Genomic DNA, 20,255 nt, shown 5'->3' on the forward strand with positions numbered 1-20,255 from the left:
TATGATAAATTTATTTTAATAAATCAGCTACATATGGCATTAATGCCAAGTGTCTAGCTCTTTTTACCGCTACAGAAACTTTTCTTTGGTACTTTAAAGATGTTCCTGTTAAACGTCTTGGTAATAATTTTCCTTGCTCGTTTACAAATTTTAATAAGAAATCTGGATCTTTATAATCTACATACTTAATACCAGACTTTTTGAAACGACAGTACTTCTTAGTTTTAGAAGTCTCTATATTTAATGGTGTAAGATATCTAATCTCACCATCTTTTTTTCCTTTTGCTTGTTGATCTATAGATGCCATAATTACGCTTTTTGTTTGTTTCTTTCTCTTCTTCTCTCAGCCCAAGACACAGCGTGCTTGTCTAATTTTACAGTTAAGTAACGCATAAAACGCTCATCACGTCTAAACTCTAACTCTAAAGGTTCAATAGCTTCTCCAGCTACAGTGTACTCAAATAAGTGATAAAAACCACTCTTTTTGTTTTGGATTGGATAGGCTAACTTTTTTAAGCCCCAATCTTCTTTGGCAATCATCTTAGCTCCTTTAGAAACAAGAAAGTCTTCGTATTTCTTTACTGTTTCCTTTATCTGGTCATCAGATAAAACGGGATTTAAGATGAAAACAGTTTCATAATGATTCATAATTAAATTGTTTGTTTATTGTTAAAACGGGTGCAAAAATACACATTATTTAAAAGTGTACCAATTATTTATAGCTAATTTTTAAGTGTGCATTTTATCGGATATTTTGAATAAATTTTACACTTTGTCGATGATTTTTGGTATTTGTCCGAATTTTTTGTACTATTGTCGAAGCTTAACCTAAAAATGAAGAATGTTATGACTTTAAACTGTGTAGTTGTTGATGACTCTGCAATTCAGCGATTATCTATCGTAAAACTTATAGAAAATCACGAGTCCCTTAATCTCGTTGCTGAATATAGCAGTGCATTAGAAACTAAAAATGGATTAAACACTAAAAAAGTAGATTTAATCTTCCTAGATATTGAAATGCCTGTTCTTAATGGTTTTGAATTACTAGACGTACTAAATAATAAGCCCCAAATTATTTTTGTTACTGGTAAGACTGAGTATGCCTTTAAAGCGTTTAACTATGATGCTACGGATTACTTACAGAAGCCCATTACTAAAGAACGTTTCAATACAGCTGTTGAAAAAGCAATAGAGCAACATAAACTAAAATTAGACTTTAACGAGACTGAAGGTGAACACATCTTTGTTAAGAGTAATCTTAAAAAACGTAAAGTTTATATCAGAGATATTAAGTGGATTGAAGCACTTGGTGATTATGTAAAAGTAGTTACTGAAGAAAATAGCTTGGTAGTTTTATCTACTATGAAAGCTTTTGAAAAAGAATTACCTGAAGGTAAATTCTTAAGAATCCATAAATCTTATATTGTAAATCTTGATAAGATAGACCGCTTTAATAGTAAAAATGTTGAAGTTGGTGCATACGAAATTCCCCTGAGTAGAAATAAAAAAACGCAACTTGTTGATGCGTTAAATAATATGTAAATACTATTTAGTAGTTATCTACATTAATGACTACTCTCACAGACCTAAAGTCTTTTATACTCAAGAAGCTATTATGTATTTTACTGATAGCTTCTTTTGTTTTTGATAAAGATTGCTTTTGAGGAATCTTTATCAAAATGTTTTTAAGATATTGGTTTCTAATCCTTGATACTGGTGGAAACTCTGGCCCTAGAACATTAGTCTTAAATAATTGTTTTAAGGATTTTGCATACCAATCTGCAGCCAAGTTTACACGGTTATAATCCTTATGTTTTAATGTGATTTTTATTAATCTATAAATTGGCGGATATTTATAATTATACCTATCATTTAACTGCTCTTTATACATATCGGTATAAGAATTAGTCGAAACTTGCTGTAAAATATTATGATGTGGGTTGTAAGTTTGAATTAAAACTTTACCTCTCAAATCTGTTCTTCCTGCTCTTCCTGAAACTTGCGCCATCAGCTGATAACTGCGCTCATGAGCCCTAAAATCTGGGAAGTTGAGTAAATTATCTGCATTAAGTATACCTACTAATTTAACGTATCTAAAGTCTAAGCCTTTTGTCAACATCTGAGTCCCCACCAAAACATCAATTTCACGTTGCTCAAATCTAGTAATGAGACGTTCAAAACCATATTTACCTCGAGTGGTATCCAAATCCATACGAGCAACACGTTTATCAGGAAACAATGCCTTTACCTCTTCTTCTATCTGTTCTGTACCAAAACCTTTTGTATCTAGTGTAATATTTCCACAAGCTTGACAATTTTGAAGCATTGCAGAATTATAGCTACAATAATGACATCGTAATTGATTTCTATACTGATGATAGGTTAAGCTCACATCACAATTAGGACATTGTGGTGAATGCCCACAAGTTGTACATTCTACAATTGGCGAAAAACCTCTCCTATTTTGAAATAATATAACCTGAAACCCTTCATCTAGAGCTTCAGTCATTTCTTCAATTAATCGGTCACTAAAATGGCCTTTCATACGTTTACGCTTATACTTATCAGCCAAATCCACCAATTCAATATCTGGCATTAAAACATTATTGTAACGCTTGGTAATTTCTACTAAACCGTATTTGCCATCAGAAGCATTATAATAACTCTCTATACTTGGCGTAGCAGTTCCCAATAAGGTTTTAGCTTGGAATAAATTTGCCAAAACTATAGCAGCATCTCTAGCATGATAGCGTGGTGCAGGGTCAAATTGCTTGAAAGATTGTTCATGTTCTTCATCTACTATAATTAATCCCAAGTCTTTGAATGGTAATAACAATGCTGACCTCGCTCCTATTATAATTTGTGCTTTTTCTGTATTATTAAGAATATTGTTCCAAGCTTCTACTCGTTCATTGCCTGAATAACGTGAGTGAAATACTGCTACTTTTTCTCCAAAATAGTCTTGCAAACGAGAAACTAATTGTGTAGTTAGTGCTATTTCTGGTAGTAGATATAGTACTTGCTTTTGTTGCTTTAATTGAGCTTCAATGAGTTTTATATAAATCTCCGTTTTACCTGAAGATGTCACACCATGCAATAGCACAACAGATTTTTCTTCAAAAGATAAATTAATCTCATCTAAGGCTTTTTGTTGATGCTCATTAAGTAATTTTTCATGAGTTCTAGCTTCACCCTTAAAAGTCACTCTATCTGTTTGGATATGATACTCTTCAAGTATATTCTTATCAATTAAAGCCTTAATAATTGCCGAAGAAGCACCACTTTGTGTAGCTAGCTCTGAAACTTTTATAGGTTGATTAGACATCGCTTCCATCTGAAATAGACTTAGAACAACTTCTCGTTGTTTTTTTGCACGGCTTAACAATTCTAATAAACCTTGAAGCTTTTCTTCTGTTTTATGATTTGGATGTAATCTTACATAACGTATTAATTTAGGCGTGTACTTTTGATAAATTTCTTCTTGCAGTTGTACCACACCTCTTTCAACTAACGTATTGATTATAGGCAATACTCTCTTTCTATCTAGTATAGAAACTATATCCTGAATCTTCAATGATGATTGATGCATTAATGCTTCATAGATTAAAAACTCATCATCCTTTAATTCAGAATCTTTGACTTCGGTATCCTCAACCTTAGAGATTATAGTTTCACTCTCAAGAATAAAAGCATTAGGCATTGCTGCCCGCATTACCTCGCCTAAACTACACATATAATAACTAGAAATCCATTGCCAATGTTCTAATTGCGTATTGGTAACCAATGGCTTTTCATCCAGAATCTGATGAATGGTTTTTGCATCATAAGCTGTCGGCGGATTATTATGAATCTTATAAACTAATGCCGTATAAATCTTACTTTTCCCAAAAGGCACAGCAACTCGCATTCCAGGCTTAAGAAAACCAGCTTCAGCCTCAGTAATATGATAAGTAAACGCTTTTTGAAGCGGAATAGGTAATATAACATCGACAAAATCTGTCATTAGTTAACGCGTTTCCAGTATTGTGTTTTATAAAAAAATGCTACATAACCTCTAACCTGTAATAGGTTGTTATTCTCTTCAAGTTTGAGCTGGCATTTATAAACTTTCCCATTAGAAGGGTTAAGAATTGTACCGCTTTCAAATACATCATCGCTCAATTCCATATCTTTAATAATGGTCATACCCAAAACGGGCTTGTCCTTGTTTTCACCTTTACAAACTTCACACAAAGGATTAGGCCGCTTTGGATTAATTAACTCAACGATGTCTCCAAAATATTTCCCATCTTTCATATAAATATTTACTATAGACTTTTCTTTTCCTGTTTCATCATCAATAGTTTTCCATTTACCAAGGATACTCTGAGAGTATAAACTAGATGTAAAACAAAATAATATAACCCATAAAATATGCTTCATGATTTACTATTTAATTTATGAAGTCTTCTTAATGTAGCATTAAGCTCATAACCCAATAACAAGATATTAGAATTGAGCCATAAATATAATAGCAGAATTAATAAAGCGCCTATAGAGCCATAAAGCTCATTGTACTTAGAAAAATTATCAATATAAATTCCGAATAGATATGAGGTTAAAATGATGAGCAAAGTGGTTAATAATGCGCCAATAGAGAAGAAACGTGTTTGTCTACCTTCTTTTGTCCCAAAATAATACAATGTTGCTGTTGCAATATAAACCATAACTACAAAAAAGAGATATTTCGCTACTAAAATCCATTGTGTATTCGTTGCTTCTTCAGTACTGAAAGCTTCATTTAATGGTACAATAATATAGACTTGCGTGTAAATAAAAACAGCTACCGTAAACAACACTAAAAATGCCAAGATAAGAGCTATACCCAAGGCATATAAATACTGCTGAAATACATTACGTGTCAATTGCTCGTGATATGAGTTTTCAAAACCAGAAAATACCGCATTTACACCGTTTGCCATCAAAAACATGGATAACAAAAATACAGACGATAATAAACCCGCTTGACTATTGCCCTCTAAGTTTTCAAAAATATTTGTTTGAAAAAAGTCAGAAGTCTGTGGTGGTAAAAAAGACTCTAAAAAATCTAAAAATTGAATATCAAAACCTTCTATAGGAATTATTGGAATAAGAATAATAACGAATAATAAAAACGGAAAAATAGCAGTAAAAAAACTAAACGCAATTGCACTAGCACGAGTTGTCAATGTTCCTTTTACAATACCTAAACCATATAGTTCTAATAAATCATAAAGCGATAAACCTTCAAAGCCTGGAAGTTTAATCTTTAGGCAAATACCTACCAAAACATTAATTCCTGGGATTTTTTTAAGCTTATCTTCTATTGATTTTGGCATAAATAGCTTTTAATTTTTAAACAGCCTTAAGACTTAAATCCATATTGTAAACCGAATGTGTCAAGGCTCCTGATGAAATATAATCAACACCACACTCTGCGTAATGTCTGACTGTTTTCTCATTGATACCACCAGAAGATTCTGTAAGACACTTATCTCCTATTAACGCAACAGCTTTACGTGTATCTTCGAAATTAAAATTATCTATAAGGATTCTATAAACGCCGCCACAGTCTAAAATCTCTTGTATTTCTTGAAGATTTCTGGCTTCAACAATAATCTTTAAATCTCTATCGGTCTCTTTTAAATAAGACTTTGTTTTATTTATCGCTTTAGCAACACCTCCAGAAAAATCAATATGATTATCCTTAAGCATAATCATATCATACAATGCGAATCTATGATTAGTACCACCTCCAATTTTTACAGCCCACTTCTCTAACGCTCTAATGCCTGGTGTTGTTTTGCGAGTGTCTAAAATTTGAGTACTTGTACCTTCTAACAAATCGACAAATACTTTAGTTTTTGTAGCAATAGCACTCATACGCTGCATGGCGTTAAGCACAAGTCTTTCTGCCTTTAAAATAGATTGAGAAGCACCTTCTACATAAAAAGCGATATCGCCATACTTGACCTTAGAACCATCTTCAATTAGGGTTTCAACTTTCATATCTGCATCAACATATGTAAAGACCTTTTTAGCAAATTCTATACCTGCAATTATACCTTCATCTTTAACCAAAAGTTTAGCCTTTCCATTTGCTGAAGCTGGAATACATGCTAAAGAACTATGGTCACCATCACCGACATCTTCTCGTATAGCATTTGCAATTATGAGTTCTATTTCTTTATCGAATTGTTCTTTTGAAATCATTAGTAATCTTATTTAACGTAAAAATAGCAAATACATTTACCATATGCGATTTTAGAATTACGAATTGAATGAGAAAAAATGAAATTGTAAATTTGAGCATGCAAATAAAACTTATTGCCATAGGCAAAACAGATAACAAACAGCTTCATTCTTTAATCGAAGATTATCAAAAACGCCTAGGTTTTTATATCAAATTTAATCTAGAAATTATTCCAGATATTAAAAAAGTGAAGCATTTATCTGAGGCGCAACAAAAAGAAAAAGAAGGCGAGCTTATTTTAGCCAAAACACAAAAATCTGATGTTGTGATTCTATTAGATGAAAATGGCAAGCAAATGGATTCTGTTGTATTTAGTAACTACTTACAGAAGCATCTTAATTCGGGCATTAAGCAACTCATTTTTGCTATTGGCGGTCCTTATGGATTTTCTGATGCTGTTTATAAACGTGCCAATGGTAAACTGGGACTTTCACAAATGACATTCTCTCACCAAATGGTGCGTTTATTTTTTATTGAGCAATTGTACCGTGGTTTTACCATATTAAAAAATGAGCCTTATCACCATAGATAAAAAAGCCCGAAGCATATAACTTCGGGATTTTGTATAATACTAATATACTTTGTAAACTTCTTTTCGCTTTTCTAGTTGGCGTCTTAAGTCATTTATAGTGGCACTTACAGCCAATTCATATTCTCGTTCATTAGATTTTGCAAAAATTCGTGGTCCAGGTAAACTCAATTCTATATTACAAATTTTTCCCGCTTGGTGGTCTTTATCATCATGTTTAAAATAGACTTGAGCCGATATTAAAAACTCAAATTTATTATTTAATTTCTCCAATTTTTCTTTTGTGAATTGCGAAAGTGTTTCACTTACATCTGTGTTTACATACTGAAAATTTACCGTCATAGTCATTCTATTTTTTGGGTTAAACTTATATCTCTAAGATACGATTTTAAACAGGAATAGTAACTAACATTTATCATAAAAAAGATTTAAAAAAGTATATAAACTGAAAGTTACTTAGCGTCATTACGTCTACTGTTTTGTTAACCAGTTAATTAATAGTAAAATGGAAAAAGATATTATAATTTTTGATGGCGAATGTAACCTTTGCAATGGCGTTGTAGGTTGGCTATTAAAATTTGCTCCAGAAGATTTGTTTCAGTTTGTTGCCTTTCAATCGGCTTACGGACAACAACTACTTAGAGAATATGGATTTCCGACTGAGCAATTAGAAACTGTTATTCTAATCGACAACAATGGTGTAAAAACACATTCAGACGGCTTTTTAAAGATTATATCTAAAATACCTAAATGGAAACGTGTTGCTGCACTACTTGGGTTTATTCCTAGATTAATACGTGATTACATCTATAAAACAGCATCAAAAAATCGTGTAAAGTGGTTTGGTATTGCAAATAGCTGTACGATTGATTTCAGATAGAGTTTATAAAGTTACGCTTATCGGTCTAGTATATGAAAAGTTGCGGATTAAAAATAGAGCACTTTTCAGATTACTGAAAGATAATAAAAAAGTGAAAACCAAATGGCTCGCACTTACCACTATTTCTTATATACGTTGTTGTGGTACGTTTTATATTAATTAGCATTTTTTCAAAAAGTGATTCTTTTACCTCTCTTACTTTTAACAATAATTTAATTTTATCATTAATATCACAATTGCCCTGATTATTCTATTAAGAACTTTTAGATCAAATTAGCAATGAATACGCCAAAACATATCACTAATAATTTAGAAAAATTAAACTTATGTCCTTCACCAGTTTCAAACAAAATAGTAGTAGAGATATGTAAAAAGATACCTATCACTATTGCATTAACATAATCTACATATTCTGACGCTAATATTATATTATTAGATATAAAGGAGCCTAAAGGCATCATTAGTGTAAATACAAGTAAGAAACTAAAAATTTGGAGTTTACTATAGTTCGAATGAAATAAAAACGTAGTTATTAATGTGGCTATTGGAATTTTATGAATTAACACGCCATATATCATATCGTTGTGATGATGAATTGGAAACCCTTCTAATAAGCTATGAATACAAAGACTTATAAATAGCACCCAAGGAAATTTTTTATCATCTTTAAGGGTGTGTTCATGACCATGTTCTACGCCTTGTGATAAAAACTCTAAAATAATTTGCAGTAAGATACCGCACATTATAAAGAATCCTGTTCGCTTTGCATCTAAATGATAATACACTTCTGGCAATAAATCAAAAAGTGTTAATGCCAATAGAAAAGCACCACTGAATGCTAGTAATAGTTTAGTGCCCATTGACTTTTGTTTTTTGGTTACAAAAGCAATAATAACTCCAATAACAATGGCAAAAACTGGAAGTAAATACGTACTCATGATTACATCTATAAAAATTTCACTTGGGTCTGCTTATTTTTTTATTATTTTGAGCTTTTCACTCTTGTAGAATAAGTTTTACTAACAATTTTCCACGTCCCATCAATTCTTAGCAAATGCATAAAATCAATGTAAGAAAAGGTGTCGTATTCCAATTCTAACTGAGCATTGGCCGCATCTCCTGATATATTTATAGCCACAATGCTTGTTTTTGTCTTTACAGGATCATTGGCTTTGACATACGAACTTAATGCTTCAACTGCATTAACTTCCTCATATTTTTTGTCTATCCACTTCATGGTGGCATTTGGATGGAATGCCTTTTCAAAAGATTCTGCGTTGTGCGTTATCATTCCGTCGAGGTAATAATTGATTGTATTTTCAATCAATTGTAAATCGCTGTTTTGTGCTTGTATTTGTGTCATAAAAATTGTGATTAAGATAAATGTGAAAAATATTTTCTTCATAATAAATTATGTATTTGATTTTAAATTTTTGATGCGAAAATGTTAAGGACGTAATGCCACTTTTAGTGTTCCTGAAGAACGATCACGCATCAAATTATATCCTTTTTTGGCCTCTGATAGTGGTAAAATATTAGTAAAAATTTTGCTAGGGTCTATCACTCCTCTTTCTACTATTGGAAGCAATTTTTTCATATATGCTGCTACATTTACTACACCAGCATGAATGGTTATATTTCTAAATAATGCAGATGAATAAGGTTGCTCAACTGGTTCGTAAAGATGACCAAAACCAAGTACGCTTATTGATGCCCCAGCTTGAGTTATTTCCATACCTTGCGCAATTGCTGTTTTATTACCTACAGAATCTATTACAGAGTTTGCACCTCGTCCTTCAGTAAGTGATTTTACAAATTCAACGGGGTCTTCATTTTTTGAATTTACCACATGAGTTGCTCCTATAGTTTTAGCCAATTCTAATCGACTATCGTGACGTCCTACTAGTATAATTGTAGAGGGACCAAATAGCGTAGCGGCCATTACAGCACTTAATCCAACAGCACCATCACCAATTACAACTACAGTTTCTCCTGTCTTTATATTTGCATTTAATGCGCCATGGTAGCCAGTAGCAAAATTATCTCCCAGAGGAAGGACTTTTGTGTCATGCTCATCTCCTGTTAAACTTTCGGGAAGTTTAAATAGCGAAGAATTACCATAAGGAACACGTATAAATTCGGCTTGACCTCCTTGAATATCATCGCCACCATGTTGAGCGAAAAGCGGAGTTCCAAATAAGCCTCCATGATCACATGCTGAAGGTAAATCGCGTTTACAATAGTAACAATCTCCATCAATAAACATAGCCGAAGCAATAACTCTGTCTCCAACTTTTAGGGTATGAATATCTTTGCCTACTTGGTCTATTACACCAACAAATTCATGTCCAATTCGCATGCCTTCAAACAAACCCATTTCTGGTCCGTTTTGAGTGAATTCTAAATCTGCTCCGCATATACCTGCTAGTGTAATGCGTACGATGACATCATCATCTTTTAATAATTGTGGTTTTGGGATATCTACCACCTCAATTTGAGATCTTTCTTTATAAACAACTGCTTTCATAATTATTTTTTTAATTTGTTTTATTTTTTGAAATGATTACGATTTAGTTTTACAGAACTAAGTCAAGTAAAACTTAAACTCAATTTGTTAACTATTAACATGACAAAATTGCGTCATATATAAAGAGATAAATATGACCAGTGGTAAGAAAAATGCTTGACTTTTATCAAGGAGTAAAATTGATATATATCAATTTTTAGTTATGAACGTGATCGAATTCTACTTATTGATTCAGGAGAAATGCCTAAGTATGATGCTAAGACGTACTGAGGTACTCTGTTTGCTATTTGAGGGTATTTATTTACGTACTCCCAATAGCGTTCTTCGGAAGTTTTGCTAATATTGGAAATAGTTCTTTTATAAGAATGAGCCATAGACCTTTCCGTAAATAATCTAAAATATTCAGAAATAGAATGTATTCTAGCGCAAAGTTCTTCAACATCATCATATTTCATTTGTAAGATGAGAGAGTCTTCAAGTGCTTCAGCATAATACTCGGCAGGAGTTCTATTCAAATAACTATAAAAATCTGTAAAAAACCAATCTTCTATTGCAATAATTATAGTGTGCTCTTTTCCTGAATCATCTAAATAGAAAACTCTAACAGCGCCTTCTACAATATAGTTTCGATATTCAGAAACAAACCCAGGTTGAACAATAAATTGTCTTTTCTTTACTCTAGTAGTTTTTAATATTGAAATGAACTCTTTAATTTCATTGTCTGATAATTTAACATATCTGGCAATGTGATCCAATATTCCCTTGTATATACTCATCGATTTATCTTGTTTTTACTTCACTAATAAACTTTAAAGATTAGATTTTGTTCTTTTTTTCTCAAATGTCCACAACGTTAAGATAAGTTCAGTTGATACTGAAACAGGTTCAGCACAAGTAAGCGAAGTTAGTTTTTTACAAGCTTATAATCCATAAACTATACAAACTTTGCCAATTCCAGCTCATTAATTGCACCATGCGAAGCATGTGCCATAGCAACACCATTACGTATAATTAATAACTGCGGCGATTGATGCAATACTTGAAACTTATAACCTGTTTCATTAGAGACGTCGCGATAGTTTAATAAATCTAAGTAGTATAAATCGGCGTTAATATCTATAGCATACATAGACACAAACTGATTCATCACCATACGGCTAATGCCGCAACGTGTAGAATGCTTAAATATCAATTGAGTTTTAGCTTGAGAGCGTTTTTCAATTTCTGCTAATTGATTAACCGCAGTTAAGGCTTGCCAAGGCAAGACTTTCTCTTCTTTAGGCTCAGATGAAGAATTAAATAATTTATTAAATAGTCCCATATATGTTTTTCTTTTTCAATTGAGTCGAAAAATAAATCTCGACTTACACACAGACAAAAAGTCATTAAAAATGCAGTGTTTACGGACATTTTGTCGTTCATCCAGATAGCTATCGGGATTGGTAAGATAATTGAAATATAGCTAACAGAAAAAGAAACATTTAAGATTATGAACTTTAATAACTATACAATTAAATCACAAGAAGCCATACAACAGGCGCAGCAAATTGCGCAGAGTTATGGTCATCAGCAAATAGAAAATGAGCATATCTTTAAAGGTATTCTTAATGTTGATGAGAATGTATTGCCTTTTATACTCAAAAAACTGAATGTAAATGTCAATTTACTAGAACAGATACTAGATAACGAATTAGAGAGTTATCCTAAAGTTAGCGGGACAGATATCATGCTCTCTAGAGAAGCCGGTAAAGCAGTAAACGAAGCGTCAATCATCGCAAAAAAAATGAATGATGATTTTGTGTCTATTGAACATTTATTACTTGCTATATTCAAATCTAAAAGTAAAATTGCGCAGGTTCTAAAAGACCAAAGCGTTACTGAGAAAGCTTTGAAAGCTGCTATAGAAGAATTACGCAAAGGTGATAGAGTCACATCGCAAAGTCAAGAAGAGACTTATAATTCATTAAATAAATATGCAAAAAACCTCAACCAATTAGCAGAAGACGGAAAATTAGATCCCGTTATTGGTCGTGATGAGGAGATTCGTAGAATTCTTCAAATTTTATCTAGACGAACAAAAAACAATCCTATTTTAGTTGGTGAGCCCGGAACAGGTAAAACTGCTATAGCCGAAGGTTTAGCACACAGAATTATTGATGGGGATATTCCTGAAAATTTAAAAGACAAACAAATCTTTGCTTTAGATATGGGCGCACTAATAGCAGGTGCAAAATTTAAAGGAGAATTTGAAGAGCGCCTAAAGGCTGTTATCAAAGAAGTCACTACTAGTGATGGAGATATTGTTTTATTTATAGACGAGATACACACACTTGTTGGTGCCGGTGGCGGACAAGGCGCTATGGATGCAGCAAATATTCTAAAACCAGCTTTAGCGCGAGGTGAATTGAGAGCTATTGGGGCTACGACTCTAGATGAATACCAAAAGTATTTTGAACAAGACAAAGCTTTAGAGCGTCGTTTTCAAAAAGTAACAGTTAATGAACCTGATACAGAGAGCGCTATTTCAATACTCCGTGGCATTAAAGAAAAGTACGAAACACATCACAAAGTGCGTATTAAAGATGAAGCTATTATTGGTGCTGTAGAATTATCTAACAGATATATTACCAATCGTTTTCTACCAGATAAAGCCATTGACTTAATGGATGAAGCAGCTTCTAAATTACGTATGGAAATCAACTCCAAACCCGAAGAATTGGATGTTCTGGATAGAAAAATCATGCAATTAGAAATTGAGCATGAAGCCATAAAGCGTGAAAAAGATGAAACAAAATTAAAGTCTTTAAAAGCTGAATTAGCAAATCTTAAAGAAGAACGCAACGAGCTAAATGCCAAGTGGAAAAATGAAAAAGAAGTTGTCGAAAATGTTCAGAATATAAAACAAGATATTGAAAACTATAAACTTGAAGCTGAACGTGCCGAGCGTGATGGTGATTATGGTAAAGTAGCTGAAATCCGTTACGGTAAGATTAAAGAAGCTACTGAAGCTTTAGAAAAATTTCAAAAGCAACTCGCAGAGCAGCAAGAAACGGCTTTGATTAAAGAAGAAGTGACTTATGAAGACATTGCAGATGTCGTTGCCAAATGGACAGGTATTCCAGTAACCAAAATGATTCAGAGTGAACGTGAAAAGTTGCTAAGACTAGAGGATGAATTACACAAGCGTGTTGTTGGACAAGAAGAAGCTATAATTGCTGTAAGTGACGCCGTGAGACGTTCTCGAGCTGGATTGCAAAACCCGCAAAAACCAATAGGTACATTTCTATTTTTAGGAACAACTGGTGTTGGTAAAACGGAATTAGCTAAAGCTCTGGCTGAATATTTATTCGATGATGAAAATGCATTAACACGCATTGATATGAGTGAATACCAAGAGCGACATGCAGTAAGCAGATTAGTTGGTGCGCCTCCAGGATATGTAGGTTATGATGAAGGCGGACAATTAACTGAAGCTGTACGTAGAAAACCATATTCTGTAGTCTTATTAGATGAAATTGAAAAGGCACATCCAGATACATTCAATATTTTATTGCAAGTACTAGATGAAGGTAGATTGACGGATAATAAAGGACGTATTGCAGATTTTAAAAACACAATTATTATTATGACGTCTAATATGGGAAGTCATATTATACAAGAGCGTTTTCAGGCAACTAAGGATATCCCTTCTGCTATGGAATCTGCTAAAGTAGATGTACTAGGCTTGTTAAAGCAAACAGTAAGACCAGAGTTTTTAAACCGTATAGATGATACTATAATGTTTACGCCATTATCAAAAGATAATATCAAAGACATTGTAGACTTACAATTAAAATCGGTTACCAAAATGATTGCACAACAAGGCATAACCTTTGACGCAACAGATGAAGCAAAAGCATATTTAGCAGATAAAGGTTATAATCCTGAGTATGGCGCACGACCAGTAAAACGAGTGATTCAGAAGGAAGTCTTAAATCAGTTAAGTAAAGAAATACTTGCAGGAAAGGTAACAACGAATAGCATTATTCTACTTGACGAATTTGATAGTCAACTGGTTTTTAGAAATCAAGGAGATTTAGTTATCGAAGAATTTTAGATATTTCTGTAACAAATGAGCCGCTAAACAGTCTATATAATGATTGGTTGGTCTGCTTAGCGGCAGACAATTTAAGGCAGCGCAAAAATACGTTTGAGACGTCCAAACTAAAGTAGCGCTGCCTTTTTATTTTCAAAACTTTGAAAAACTTGTAACAAGATTACAATTACCACTACTTATCTTCAAAACAAATTCAACTATGAAAAAAATTAAAACTTTATACTCAGCAATATTAGTTGCTATTATTTCAATATTTACAAGTAATGCACAGCAATTAGAGAATTCTACACTCTGGAAAATTACAGGAAATGGTCTAGAGCAACCTTCATATCTTTTTGGCACCATACACATCACTTGTGATGCAACACTAGATGATGATGTTAAAAAAGCATTGGATGAGACTACACAAGTTGTTTTAGAATTAGATATGGATTCTGGAGATATGCAATCAAAAATGATGCAGAACATGTATATGAAAGACGGGCAAACATTAAAAGATTTAGTTTCTGAAGAAGATTATAAAGCCATTGATGAGATGTTTAAAAAACATATGGGTGTTTCAGTACAGATGATGCAAAACATGAAACCTATATTTTTAACTGCGGCATTATATCCAAATCTTATTGATTGTCCAATGCAATCCTTTGAAGAAGAGTTATTAAAAGTTGCAAAAAAAGAAGGTGAAGAAATAAAAGGACTAGAAACTATACAAGACCAATTAAATGTCTTTGACGAAATACCATATAAAGAGCAGGCAAAAGATTTAGTACGTTCTGCAAAAGATGATTTAGCTTATGACAAAGCCACTTTCTCTAAAATGATGGAAACTTATAAAAATGAAAATATTACGGAGATGATTGATATGATGAATGACGATAACTATTCTTCGGTCGCTGAATATCAAGACATTCTTTTGGATAACAGAAATAAAAACTGGATTCCTAAAATAGGCGAATTTGCCAAAGAACAACCTACTTTTTTTGGTGTAGGAGCTGGACATTTAGCAGGCAAAAATGGAGTTATCAAATTATTACGAAAAGAAGGATACACCGTTGAAGCTGTAAAATAAACTGTAAAATTTATATAAGAATAAAAAAAATATACCAATTGGTATATTTTTTTTATATTTGAATTATGCTAACAAAAGCTGAATACACAAAACTACATATCTTAGAGACGGTTGCACCAATTTTTAATAAAAATGGTTATGCAGCAACAAGCCTGAGTGATGTAACTAAGGCAACCGGCTTAACTAAGGGTGCTATCTATGGTAATTTTAAAAATAAAGAAGAATTAGCAGTCGCGGCATTTAAACATACTGTTAAGAAATTAATGTCTCTTATATCTTCACATATTGAAAAAAGTGAATCTCCAATCCAAAAACTATATCTCATAGCAGATTTTTATAAAAGTTACTATAGCTTGAGTAAAACTTATGGTGGTTGTCCTGTGTTGAATATTGGTGTAGATGCCAACAATCAAAATTCAGATTTATTAGAAAAAGTACGAGTTGTTATTGAGCGTATACAAGACCAAGTTGCAACGATTATAGAAGATGGTATTGAAGCTGGTGAAATTTCGACAGAAATTAATGCTATGCAATACGCAAAGCGTATAGACTCAATGATTCAAGGCGCTATTTTTATGACCTATACTATGGATGATGAATTTTATATGAAAGATACCATGAAGCAGATAGAAGATATGATTACTAATGAATTAAAAGCTTAATTTTTTTTTAATCAATAATATACCGATTGGTATATTTTAAAAACAACTAAAAAATGAACTTACCAAAAACTGTAGAGAGTAAAACAAAAATTAGATTTCAAGATTGTGACCCATTCAATCATTTAAACAATGGTAAATACATAGATTATTTTATGAATCATCGTGAAGACGAATTAATAAACGCTTATGATTTTGATATTTATAAGATGGCAAAATTACAAGGCAAAAGTTGGGTGTCTAGCAGCAACCAAATCGTTTATTTAAAACCAGCTTTGCTTATGGAAACAGTTACTATCGAATCGCAACTTATATATTTTGATAATAGTCATCTAAAGGCAGAAATGAGAATGTATAATAAAGACAAAACTCAATTAAAATCTATTATTTGGTGCGGTTTTACACATTACAATCTAATGACACAAAAAAGAGAAACACATTCTGAAGATATGCTTAACTTATTTAATCGTATTGTAAATCCAATAGAGCAAAACACTTTTGAAAATCGACTATTAAGCTTCAAATCTTAACATTTAACAAATTAATTTACAATTATTTACAAATTATTCGATGAAATGCATAGTAAAAAACCAGTAAATGCTTTCATTTCATCGGATAAATTGTTAATTTAGTCGAGCTAATTAATTCCAATACAGCTTTAATACAAGTTTAAATTCTTGTCAAAGTTTCCCTTTACTCTTATAGAGTATAAACCCTTTTTAAAGTATCTAAATCATGGAATTAAACGCACATATAGACCACACATTATTAAAATCTACAGCTACAGAAAAAGAGATTATCAAACTATGTAATGAAGCGATCACCTATAATTTCCATTCTGTTTGCGTAAATAGTTGCTACATTCCTATTGCTAAGCAAGTATTAAAAGAAACACCAGTAGGTATTTGTGCTGTTGTTGGCTTTCCTTTAGGTGCTATGTCTACTCAAGCAAAAATTTATGAAGCCAAACAAGCCATTGAAAGTGGCGCTACAGAGATTGACATGGTCATGAATATTGGGTTTCTAAAAAGCAGAAATTATGTTGCTGTCTTAAAAGACATTAATGATGTTAAATCTGCAATTGGTACTACACCATTAAAAGTTATCTTAGAAATTAGTGAACTTTCTAAAAATGAAATTGTTAGAGCTTGTGAAATTTGTATTGATGCCAAAGCAGATTTTGTAAAAACCTCAACTGGTTTTTCTGGAAGTGGTGCTACACTAACTGCTGTAAAAATTATGAAAAAAACAGTAAAAGGTCAAGCTAAAATAAAAGCCTCTGGTGGTATTAGAAGTTATGCTACAGCTTTAAAATATTTTGAAGCAGGTGTAGACAGAATAGGCACTTCGTCTAGCGTAGCTATGATGAATAATCAAAATCTTAAAGTCGCGAACTAAAAAATAGTTCTCAACACATCGCAACCTTCTGAGGGTTTTCACATCTATATGATAAATCCAATCATTATGAGAAAACATTTTTTATTTTTATTTATAGCATCTATTCTTTTTATCAATTGTGATACTAATAACGATACAGTTACAAATCAACATCCTATTGTTGGTGATTGGCAGCTAATTGAAACTCGTGATGGTTTTGGTGGGGGTTCTACATTTTATAATCAGAATGATGTTATTTACAAATTTAATTCTGACAATACATTAGAAGTTATTAGTACTATTACTGAATTTGAATCTCAAATTTCGACTTACGAAATAAGTGTTGATTGCTTTATTGAGGGTTGTCCTGGAAATAATGGTAATATTACAGATATTATAACTATAGATTCTGATAGAAATATAATAGAACAACTAGATGATAATAATTTATGGTTTGGACAACAAATTTTTGATGGTTTAGATTTAATATTTGAGCGTCTTCCTTAGTTTTTAACATAGCTTTAAAAGCAACTACAAATTTCTAAGTTATATTTGAAGGAATCTTTCATTCAATATAACCATGAAATCAACCATTACTACCCTATTATTACTATTCACTTTTATAAGCTTTAGTCAAGATTTATCTGATAAAGCTCAGATAGAAGTTACACTAAATAATTACATAGACGGTTTTTACCAAGGTGATACCCTAAAATTAAAGGCTGCTCTAAAACCAAGACTTTACAAATTTGGTTATCTAAAAGACAAAGAAACTGGAGACTACAAATATTACCAAGACTTACCCTATGATAAAGCTTTAACATTAGCACAACGCATAAAAGACCAAGGTATGACACGTGCCGAGACAGAAATGCGCGGCGTAAAAGTTTTGGAAATTGCCAATCATATTGCTACAGCGAGAGTTACTGGTGCTTGGGGTTTAGATTATGTCTTATTATCTAAAGACGATAACAAATGGATGATAGAGCAAGTTATTTGGGAAGGCCCATATCTAAAAGAATATAAGGAAGATACAGCAACTACCTATTACCTCATCAGACATGCAGAAAAAGACCGTTCAGATAAAACCAATCGTAATCCTCATTTGACAGAAAAAGGCTTAAAACGTGCTGACAATTGGGCAACTGTACTCAAAGACGTAAAATTTGACGCAGTATATTCCACAGACTACAATCGTACTAAGGAAACGGCTTTACCTACTGCAAAGTCCCTTGGTTTGGAGTTACAATTTTATGACCCTCGCAATATGGACATGAAACAATTCATTAAAGATACTAAAGGAAAAAAAGTATTAATTGTTGGTCATAGTAATACAACACCTCTATTTACCAATGGCCTATTGGGCAAGAAGAAATATGATATGATGGACGATAATAATAATGGTGGTCTATACATTGTTAGTATAGCTAATGGTGACAAATCATCAATGTTATTACAGGTCAATTAAATCTACCTCAACATTTTCGAGCTCTATTTTAGAAAGTAATTTTAGTTGATTACTATCAAAAGCTTTAGCTAAATCTTGAAGCTTAATTTCAGGCGCTTCACTTTTGTAATTATTATAATCTACAAAGCGTAGACCTTTGATATAGCGCTCGTTATAAGCCTCTCTAAAACGCATGCCTTTGCCATCATCTTCGTTATAAGAATAAGCCAAATAATCTGGTTTATAGGTCGCTTTATTTACCCAATAGATAAAGACATCTTCAAAATCTTCACCACCCCCTTCTTGGTCAAACGTGACTAGTATTTTGTAATAATCTTTTGCTTTGATACGCTCCTCGCCTATTAAATTTTTATTGACTGCTTTATCATTTAAACCATAAGGTAATACAGAAAAATAATGCACAGAGTTTACAGAAGCGCTGTAAGATTGTATCTTTCCGTCTGAAACATGAAGCTCTATTTGATCAACGTACCTCTGAAAACCATTGTTATTAATTACATCTTTTATAACTGAGAGTGAATCTTTAAAAGTCCGATTGAATTCAAAACGCCCACCATTTCGTTTTGCTTTATAAGTCTTATCTCTAAACTTAAACGTCAAAATAGAATTTCCATAATTATCTCCACCAGCTACTTCAATTGACTTGTTTACCACTTCATCAGCCGTTAATGTTTTTACTTCAGCTTTAGAGGTTTCATTTTTACAGTTTAAAAACAAAAATGCAATTAAGACAATATGTAAATATTTCATTTTCAAAATTTAAAATTTTGTTGTCGCAAAAATAAACTATTCCTTACAGGATAGCGTCCATAAACTTTTCACTTATAACTTTTCACTTATAACTTTTAAAACTACATTTGTCACGCATGCAACAGAAGATTAACATACTTAACAAAAAGGCTAAATTCCAATACGAAATCTTAGATAGATATACCGCTGGAATTGTGTTGTCTGGAACAGAAATAAAATCCATTCGTTCTAGTAGAGCTTCTATTACCGAAAGCTTCTGTGAATTTAATGAACAAGGCGAACTTTTTGTCATAAACATGACTATTGAAGAATATGCTCATGGTAATTACTACAATCATGCACCTAAAGCGACTCGCAAACTTCTCCTCAACAAACGTGAGCTTAAAAAGTTAGAAAAAGAGGTGAATGTAAAGGGAAACTCTATTATTCCACTACGTTTATTTATCAACGAAAAAGGATTGGCTAAATTAGATATTGCTCTAGCTAAAGGAAAAAAACTCTTCGATAAGCGCGAGACCATTAAAGACCGTGACAACAAGCGCAACTTAGACCGAATTAAGAAAAATTTTAAATAAATTTAGCATACTTCTAACGTTACATCGCAAGACTTTAATCTAAGTTTGATTTTT

General features: G+C 32.3%; 24 protein-coding genes. 11 read left to right on the plus strand and 13 right to left on the minus strand.

The features are described 5' to 3' along the window. Window positions 1–10 precede the first annotated feature (10 nt). Complete coding sequence (rpsR, locus tag Q0770_RS13495; protein ID WP_188375349.1) at window positions 11–310, minus strand: 30S ribosomal protein S18; 300 nt, start codon at window positions 308–310, stop codon at window positions 11–13. After that, the gene (gene rpsF, locus Q0770_RS13500; protein WP_299117842.1) at window positions 310–648 is read right to left on the minus strand and encodes a 30S ribosomal protein S6; all 339 of its coding nucleotides are present in this window, start codon (window positions 646–648) and stop codon (window positions 310–312) included. The genes rpsR and rpsF overlap by 1 nt, the downstream gene beginning before the upstream one ends. A 198-nt stretch (window positions 649–846) precedes the next feature. Here rpsF and Q0770_RS13505 point away from each other — a divergent pair, with 198 nt between their 5' ends. After that, the gene (locus tag Q0770_RS13505) at window positions 847–1,542 is read left to right on the plus strand and encodes a LytTR family DNA-binding domain-containing protein (RefSeq protein ID WP_188375274.1); all 696 of its coding nucleotides are present in this window, start codon (window positions 847–849) and stop codon (window positions 1,540–1,542) included. A gap of 7 nt (window positions 1,543–1,549) precedes the next feature. Here the strand turns inward: Q0770_RS13505 and priA are convergent, their stop codons facing one another. The 4 genes from priA to nadC are packed head-to-tail and all read right to left on the minus strand — an operon-like array spanning window position 1,550 to window position 6,231. After that, window positions 1,550–4,003 carry a primosomal protein N' gene (priA, locus tag Q0770_RS13510; protein WP_299117844.1) on the minus strand — a complete coding sequence of 818 codons (2,454 nt, stop codon included), beginning with the start codon at window positions 4,001–4,003 and terminating at the stop codon, window positions 1,550–1,552. Further along, complete coding sequence (locus Q0770_RS13515) at window positions 4,003–4,422, minus strand: DUF2147 domain-containing protein (RefSeq protein ID WP_299117845.1); 420 nt, start codon at window positions 4,420–4,422, stop codon at window positions 4,003–4,005. The genes priA and Q0770_RS13515 overlap by 1 nt, the downstream gene beginning before the upstream one ends. Further along, the gene (locus tag Q0770_RS13520) at window positions 4,419–5,357 is read right to left on the minus strand and encodes a YihY/virulence factor BrkB family protein (protein ID WP_299117846.1); all 939 of its coding nucleotides are present in this window, start codon (window positions 5,355–5,357) and stop codon (window positions 4,419–4,421) included. Before Q0770_RS13520 ends, Q0770_RS13515 begins: the two co-directional genes overlap by 4 nt. A 16-nt stretch (window positions 5,358–5,373) precedes the next feature. Then, the gene (gene nadC / locus Q0770_RS13525; RefSeq protein WP_299117848.1) at window positions 5,374–6,231 is read right to left on the minus strand and encodes a carboxylating nicotinate-nucleotide diphosphorylase; all 858 of its coding nucleotides are present in this window, start codon (window positions 6,229–6,231) and stop codon (window positions 5,374–5,376) included. Window positions 6,232–6,329: 98 nt separating this feature from the next. Between nadC and rlmH the strand changes: the two genes are divergently transcribed. Beyond that, the gene (gene rlmH, locus Q0770_RS13530; RefSeq protein ID WP_299117978.1) at window positions 6,330–6,803 is read left to right on the plus strand and encodes a 23S rRNA (pseudouridine(1915)-N(3))-methyltransferase RlmH; all 474 of its coding nucleotides are present in this window, start codon (window positions 6,330–6,332) and stop codon (window positions 6,801–6,803) included. 39 nt (window positions 6,804–6,842) lie between these two features. Here the strand turns inward: rlmH and Q0770_RS13535 are convergent, their stop codons facing one another. After that, window positions 6,843–7,142: an HPF/RaiA family ribosome-associated protein gene (locus tag Q0770_RS13535; protein WP_299117849.1), complete on the minus strand. Its 300-nt coding sequence runs from the start codon at window positions 7,140–7,142 to the stop codon at window positions 6,843–6,845. A 163-nt stretch (window positions 7,143–7,305) separates the two neighbouring features. Between Q0770_RS13535 and Q0770_RS13540 the strand changes: the two genes are divergently transcribed. Next, window positions 7,306–7,680 (plus strand): thiol-disulfide oxidoreductase DCC family protein, encoded by a 375-nt coding sequence (locus tag Q0770_RS13540; protein ID WP_299117851.1) that lies wholly within the window; start codon window positions 7,306–7,308, stop codon window positions 7,678–7,680. Between the two features lie 263 nt (window positions 7,681–7,943). On the opposite strand, the gene Q0770_RS13545 is transcribed toward Q0770_RS13540, so the two are convergent. The 5 genes from Q0770_RS13545 to ytxJ form a co-directional block, all read right to left on the minus strand. Continuing rightward, the gene (locus Q0770_RS13545; protein ID WP_299117853.1) at window positions 7,944–8,618 is read right to left on the minus strand and encodes a ZIP family metal transporter; all 675 of its coding nucleotides are present in this window, start codon (window positions 8,616–8,618) and stop codon (window positions 7,944–7,946) included. Window positions 8,619–8,662: 44 nt separating this feature from the next. Beyond that, window positions 8,663–9,043 carry a nuclear transport factor 2 family protein gene (locus tag Q0770_RS13550; protein WP_299117855.1) on the minus strand — a complete coding sequence of 127 codons (381 nt, stop codon included), beginning with the start codon at window positions 9,041–9,043 and terminating at the stop codon, window positions 8,663–8,665. An 84-nt stretch (window positions 9,044–9,127) separates the two neighbouring features. Then, window positions 9,128–10,207: a zinc-binding dehydrogenase gene (locus Q0770_RS13555; protein ID WP_299117857.1), complete on the minus strand. Its 1,080-nt coding sequence runs from the start codon at window positions 10,205–10,207 to the stop codon at window positions 9,128–9,130. 200 nt (window positions 10,208–10,407) lie between these two features. Further along, a complete protein-coding gene (locus tag Q0770_RS13560; RefSeq protein WP_299117859.1) occupies window positions 10,408–10,983 on the minus strand; it encodes a Crp/Fnr family transcriptional regulator in 576 nt (191 codons plus the stop codon). Window positions 10,984–11,141: 158 nt separating this feature from the next. After that, window positions 11,142–11,528 carry a bacillithiol system redox-active protein YtxJ gene (gene ytxJ / locus Q0770_RS13565; protein ID WP_299117861.1) on the minus strand — a complete coding sequence of 129 codons (387 nt, stop codon included), beginning with the start codon at window positions 11,526–11,528 and terminating at the stop codon, window positions 11,142–11,144. 168 nt (window positions 11,529–11,696) lie between these two features. On the opposite strand from ytxJ, the gene clpB reads away from it, so the two are divergent. The 7 genes from clpB (at window position 11,697) to Q0770_RS13600 (ending at window position 18,876) form a co-directional block, all read left to right on the plus strand. After that, window positions 11,697–14,303, plus strand: a complete 2,607-nt coding sequence (gene clpB, locus Q0770_RS13570) for an ATP-dependent chaperone ClpB (protein ID WP_299117863.1) — start codon at window positions 11,697–11,699, stop codon at window positions 14,301–14,303. 199 nt (window positions 14,304–14,502) lie between these two features. Beyond that, window positions 14,503–15,372, plus strand: coding sequence for a TraB/GumN family protein (locus Q0770_RS13575; protein WP_299117865.1), 870 nt, complete (start codon window positions 14,503–14,505; stop codon window positions 15,370–15,372). Window positions 15,373–15,437: 65 nt separating this feature from the next. Continuing rightward, complete coding sequence (locus Q0770_RS13580; protein WP_299117867.1) at window positions 15,438–16,034, plus strand: TetR/AcrR family transcriptional regulator; 597 nt, start codon at window positions 15,438–15,440, stop codon at window positions 16,032–16,034. Between the two features lie 53 nt (window positions 16,035–16,087). Further along, window positions 16,088–16,561, plus strand: coding sequence for a thioesterase family protein (locus Q0770_RS13585; RefSeq protein ID WP_299117869.1), 474 nt, complete (start codon window positions 16,088–16,090; stop codon window positions 16,559–16,561). Between the two features lie 205 nt (window positions 16,562–16,766). Beyond that, complete coding sequence (gene deoC / locus Q0770_RS13590; protein ID WP_299117871.1) at window positions 16,767–17,429, plus strand: deoxyribose-phosphate aldolase; 663 nt, start codon at window positions 16,767–16,769, stop codon at window positions 17,427–17,429. Between the two features lie 66 nt (window positions 17,430–17,495). Next, complete coding sequence (locus tag Q0770_RS13595) at window positions 17,496–17,915, plus strand: hypothetical protein (RefSeq protein ID WP_299117873.1); 420 nt, start codon at window positions 17,496–17,498, stop codon at window positions 17,913–17,915. A gap of 73 nt (window positions 17,916–17,988) precedes the next feature. Then, window positions 17,989–18,876: a histidine phosphatase family protein gene (locus tag Q0770_RS13600; RefSeq protein ID WP_299117875.1), complete on the plus strand. Its 888-nt coding sequence runs from the start codon at window positions 17,989–17,991 to the stop codon at window positions 18,874–18,876. Here Q0770_RS13600 and Q0770_RS13605 read toward each other — a convergent pair. Further along, window positions 18,862–19,626, minus strand: a complete 765-nt coding sequence (locus tag Q0770_RS13605; RefSeq protein ID WP_299117877.1) for a DUF6503 family protein — start codon at window positions 19,624–19,626, stop codon at window positions 18,862–18,864. The two genes, Q0770_RS13600 and Q0770_RS13605, sit on opposite strands and share 15 nt — an antisense overlap. A 116-nt stretch (window positions 19,627–19,742) precedes the next feature. Here Q0770_RS13605 and smpB point away from each other — a divergent pair, with 116 nt between their 5' ends. Further along, window positions 19,743–20,201: an SsrA-binding protein SmpB gene (gene smpB / locus Q0770_RS13610; protein WP_299117879.1), complete on the plus strand. Its 459-nt coding sequence runs from the start codon at window positions 19,743–19,745 to the stop codon at window positions 20,199–20,201. Window positions 20,202–20,255: the final 54 nt, after the last annotated feature.

It is taken from the genome of uncultured Winogradskyella sp. (assembly GCF_947501905.1).
Taxonomy (GTDB): Bacteria; Bacteroidota; Bacteroidia; order Flavobacteriales; family Flavobacteriaceae; genus Winogradskyella.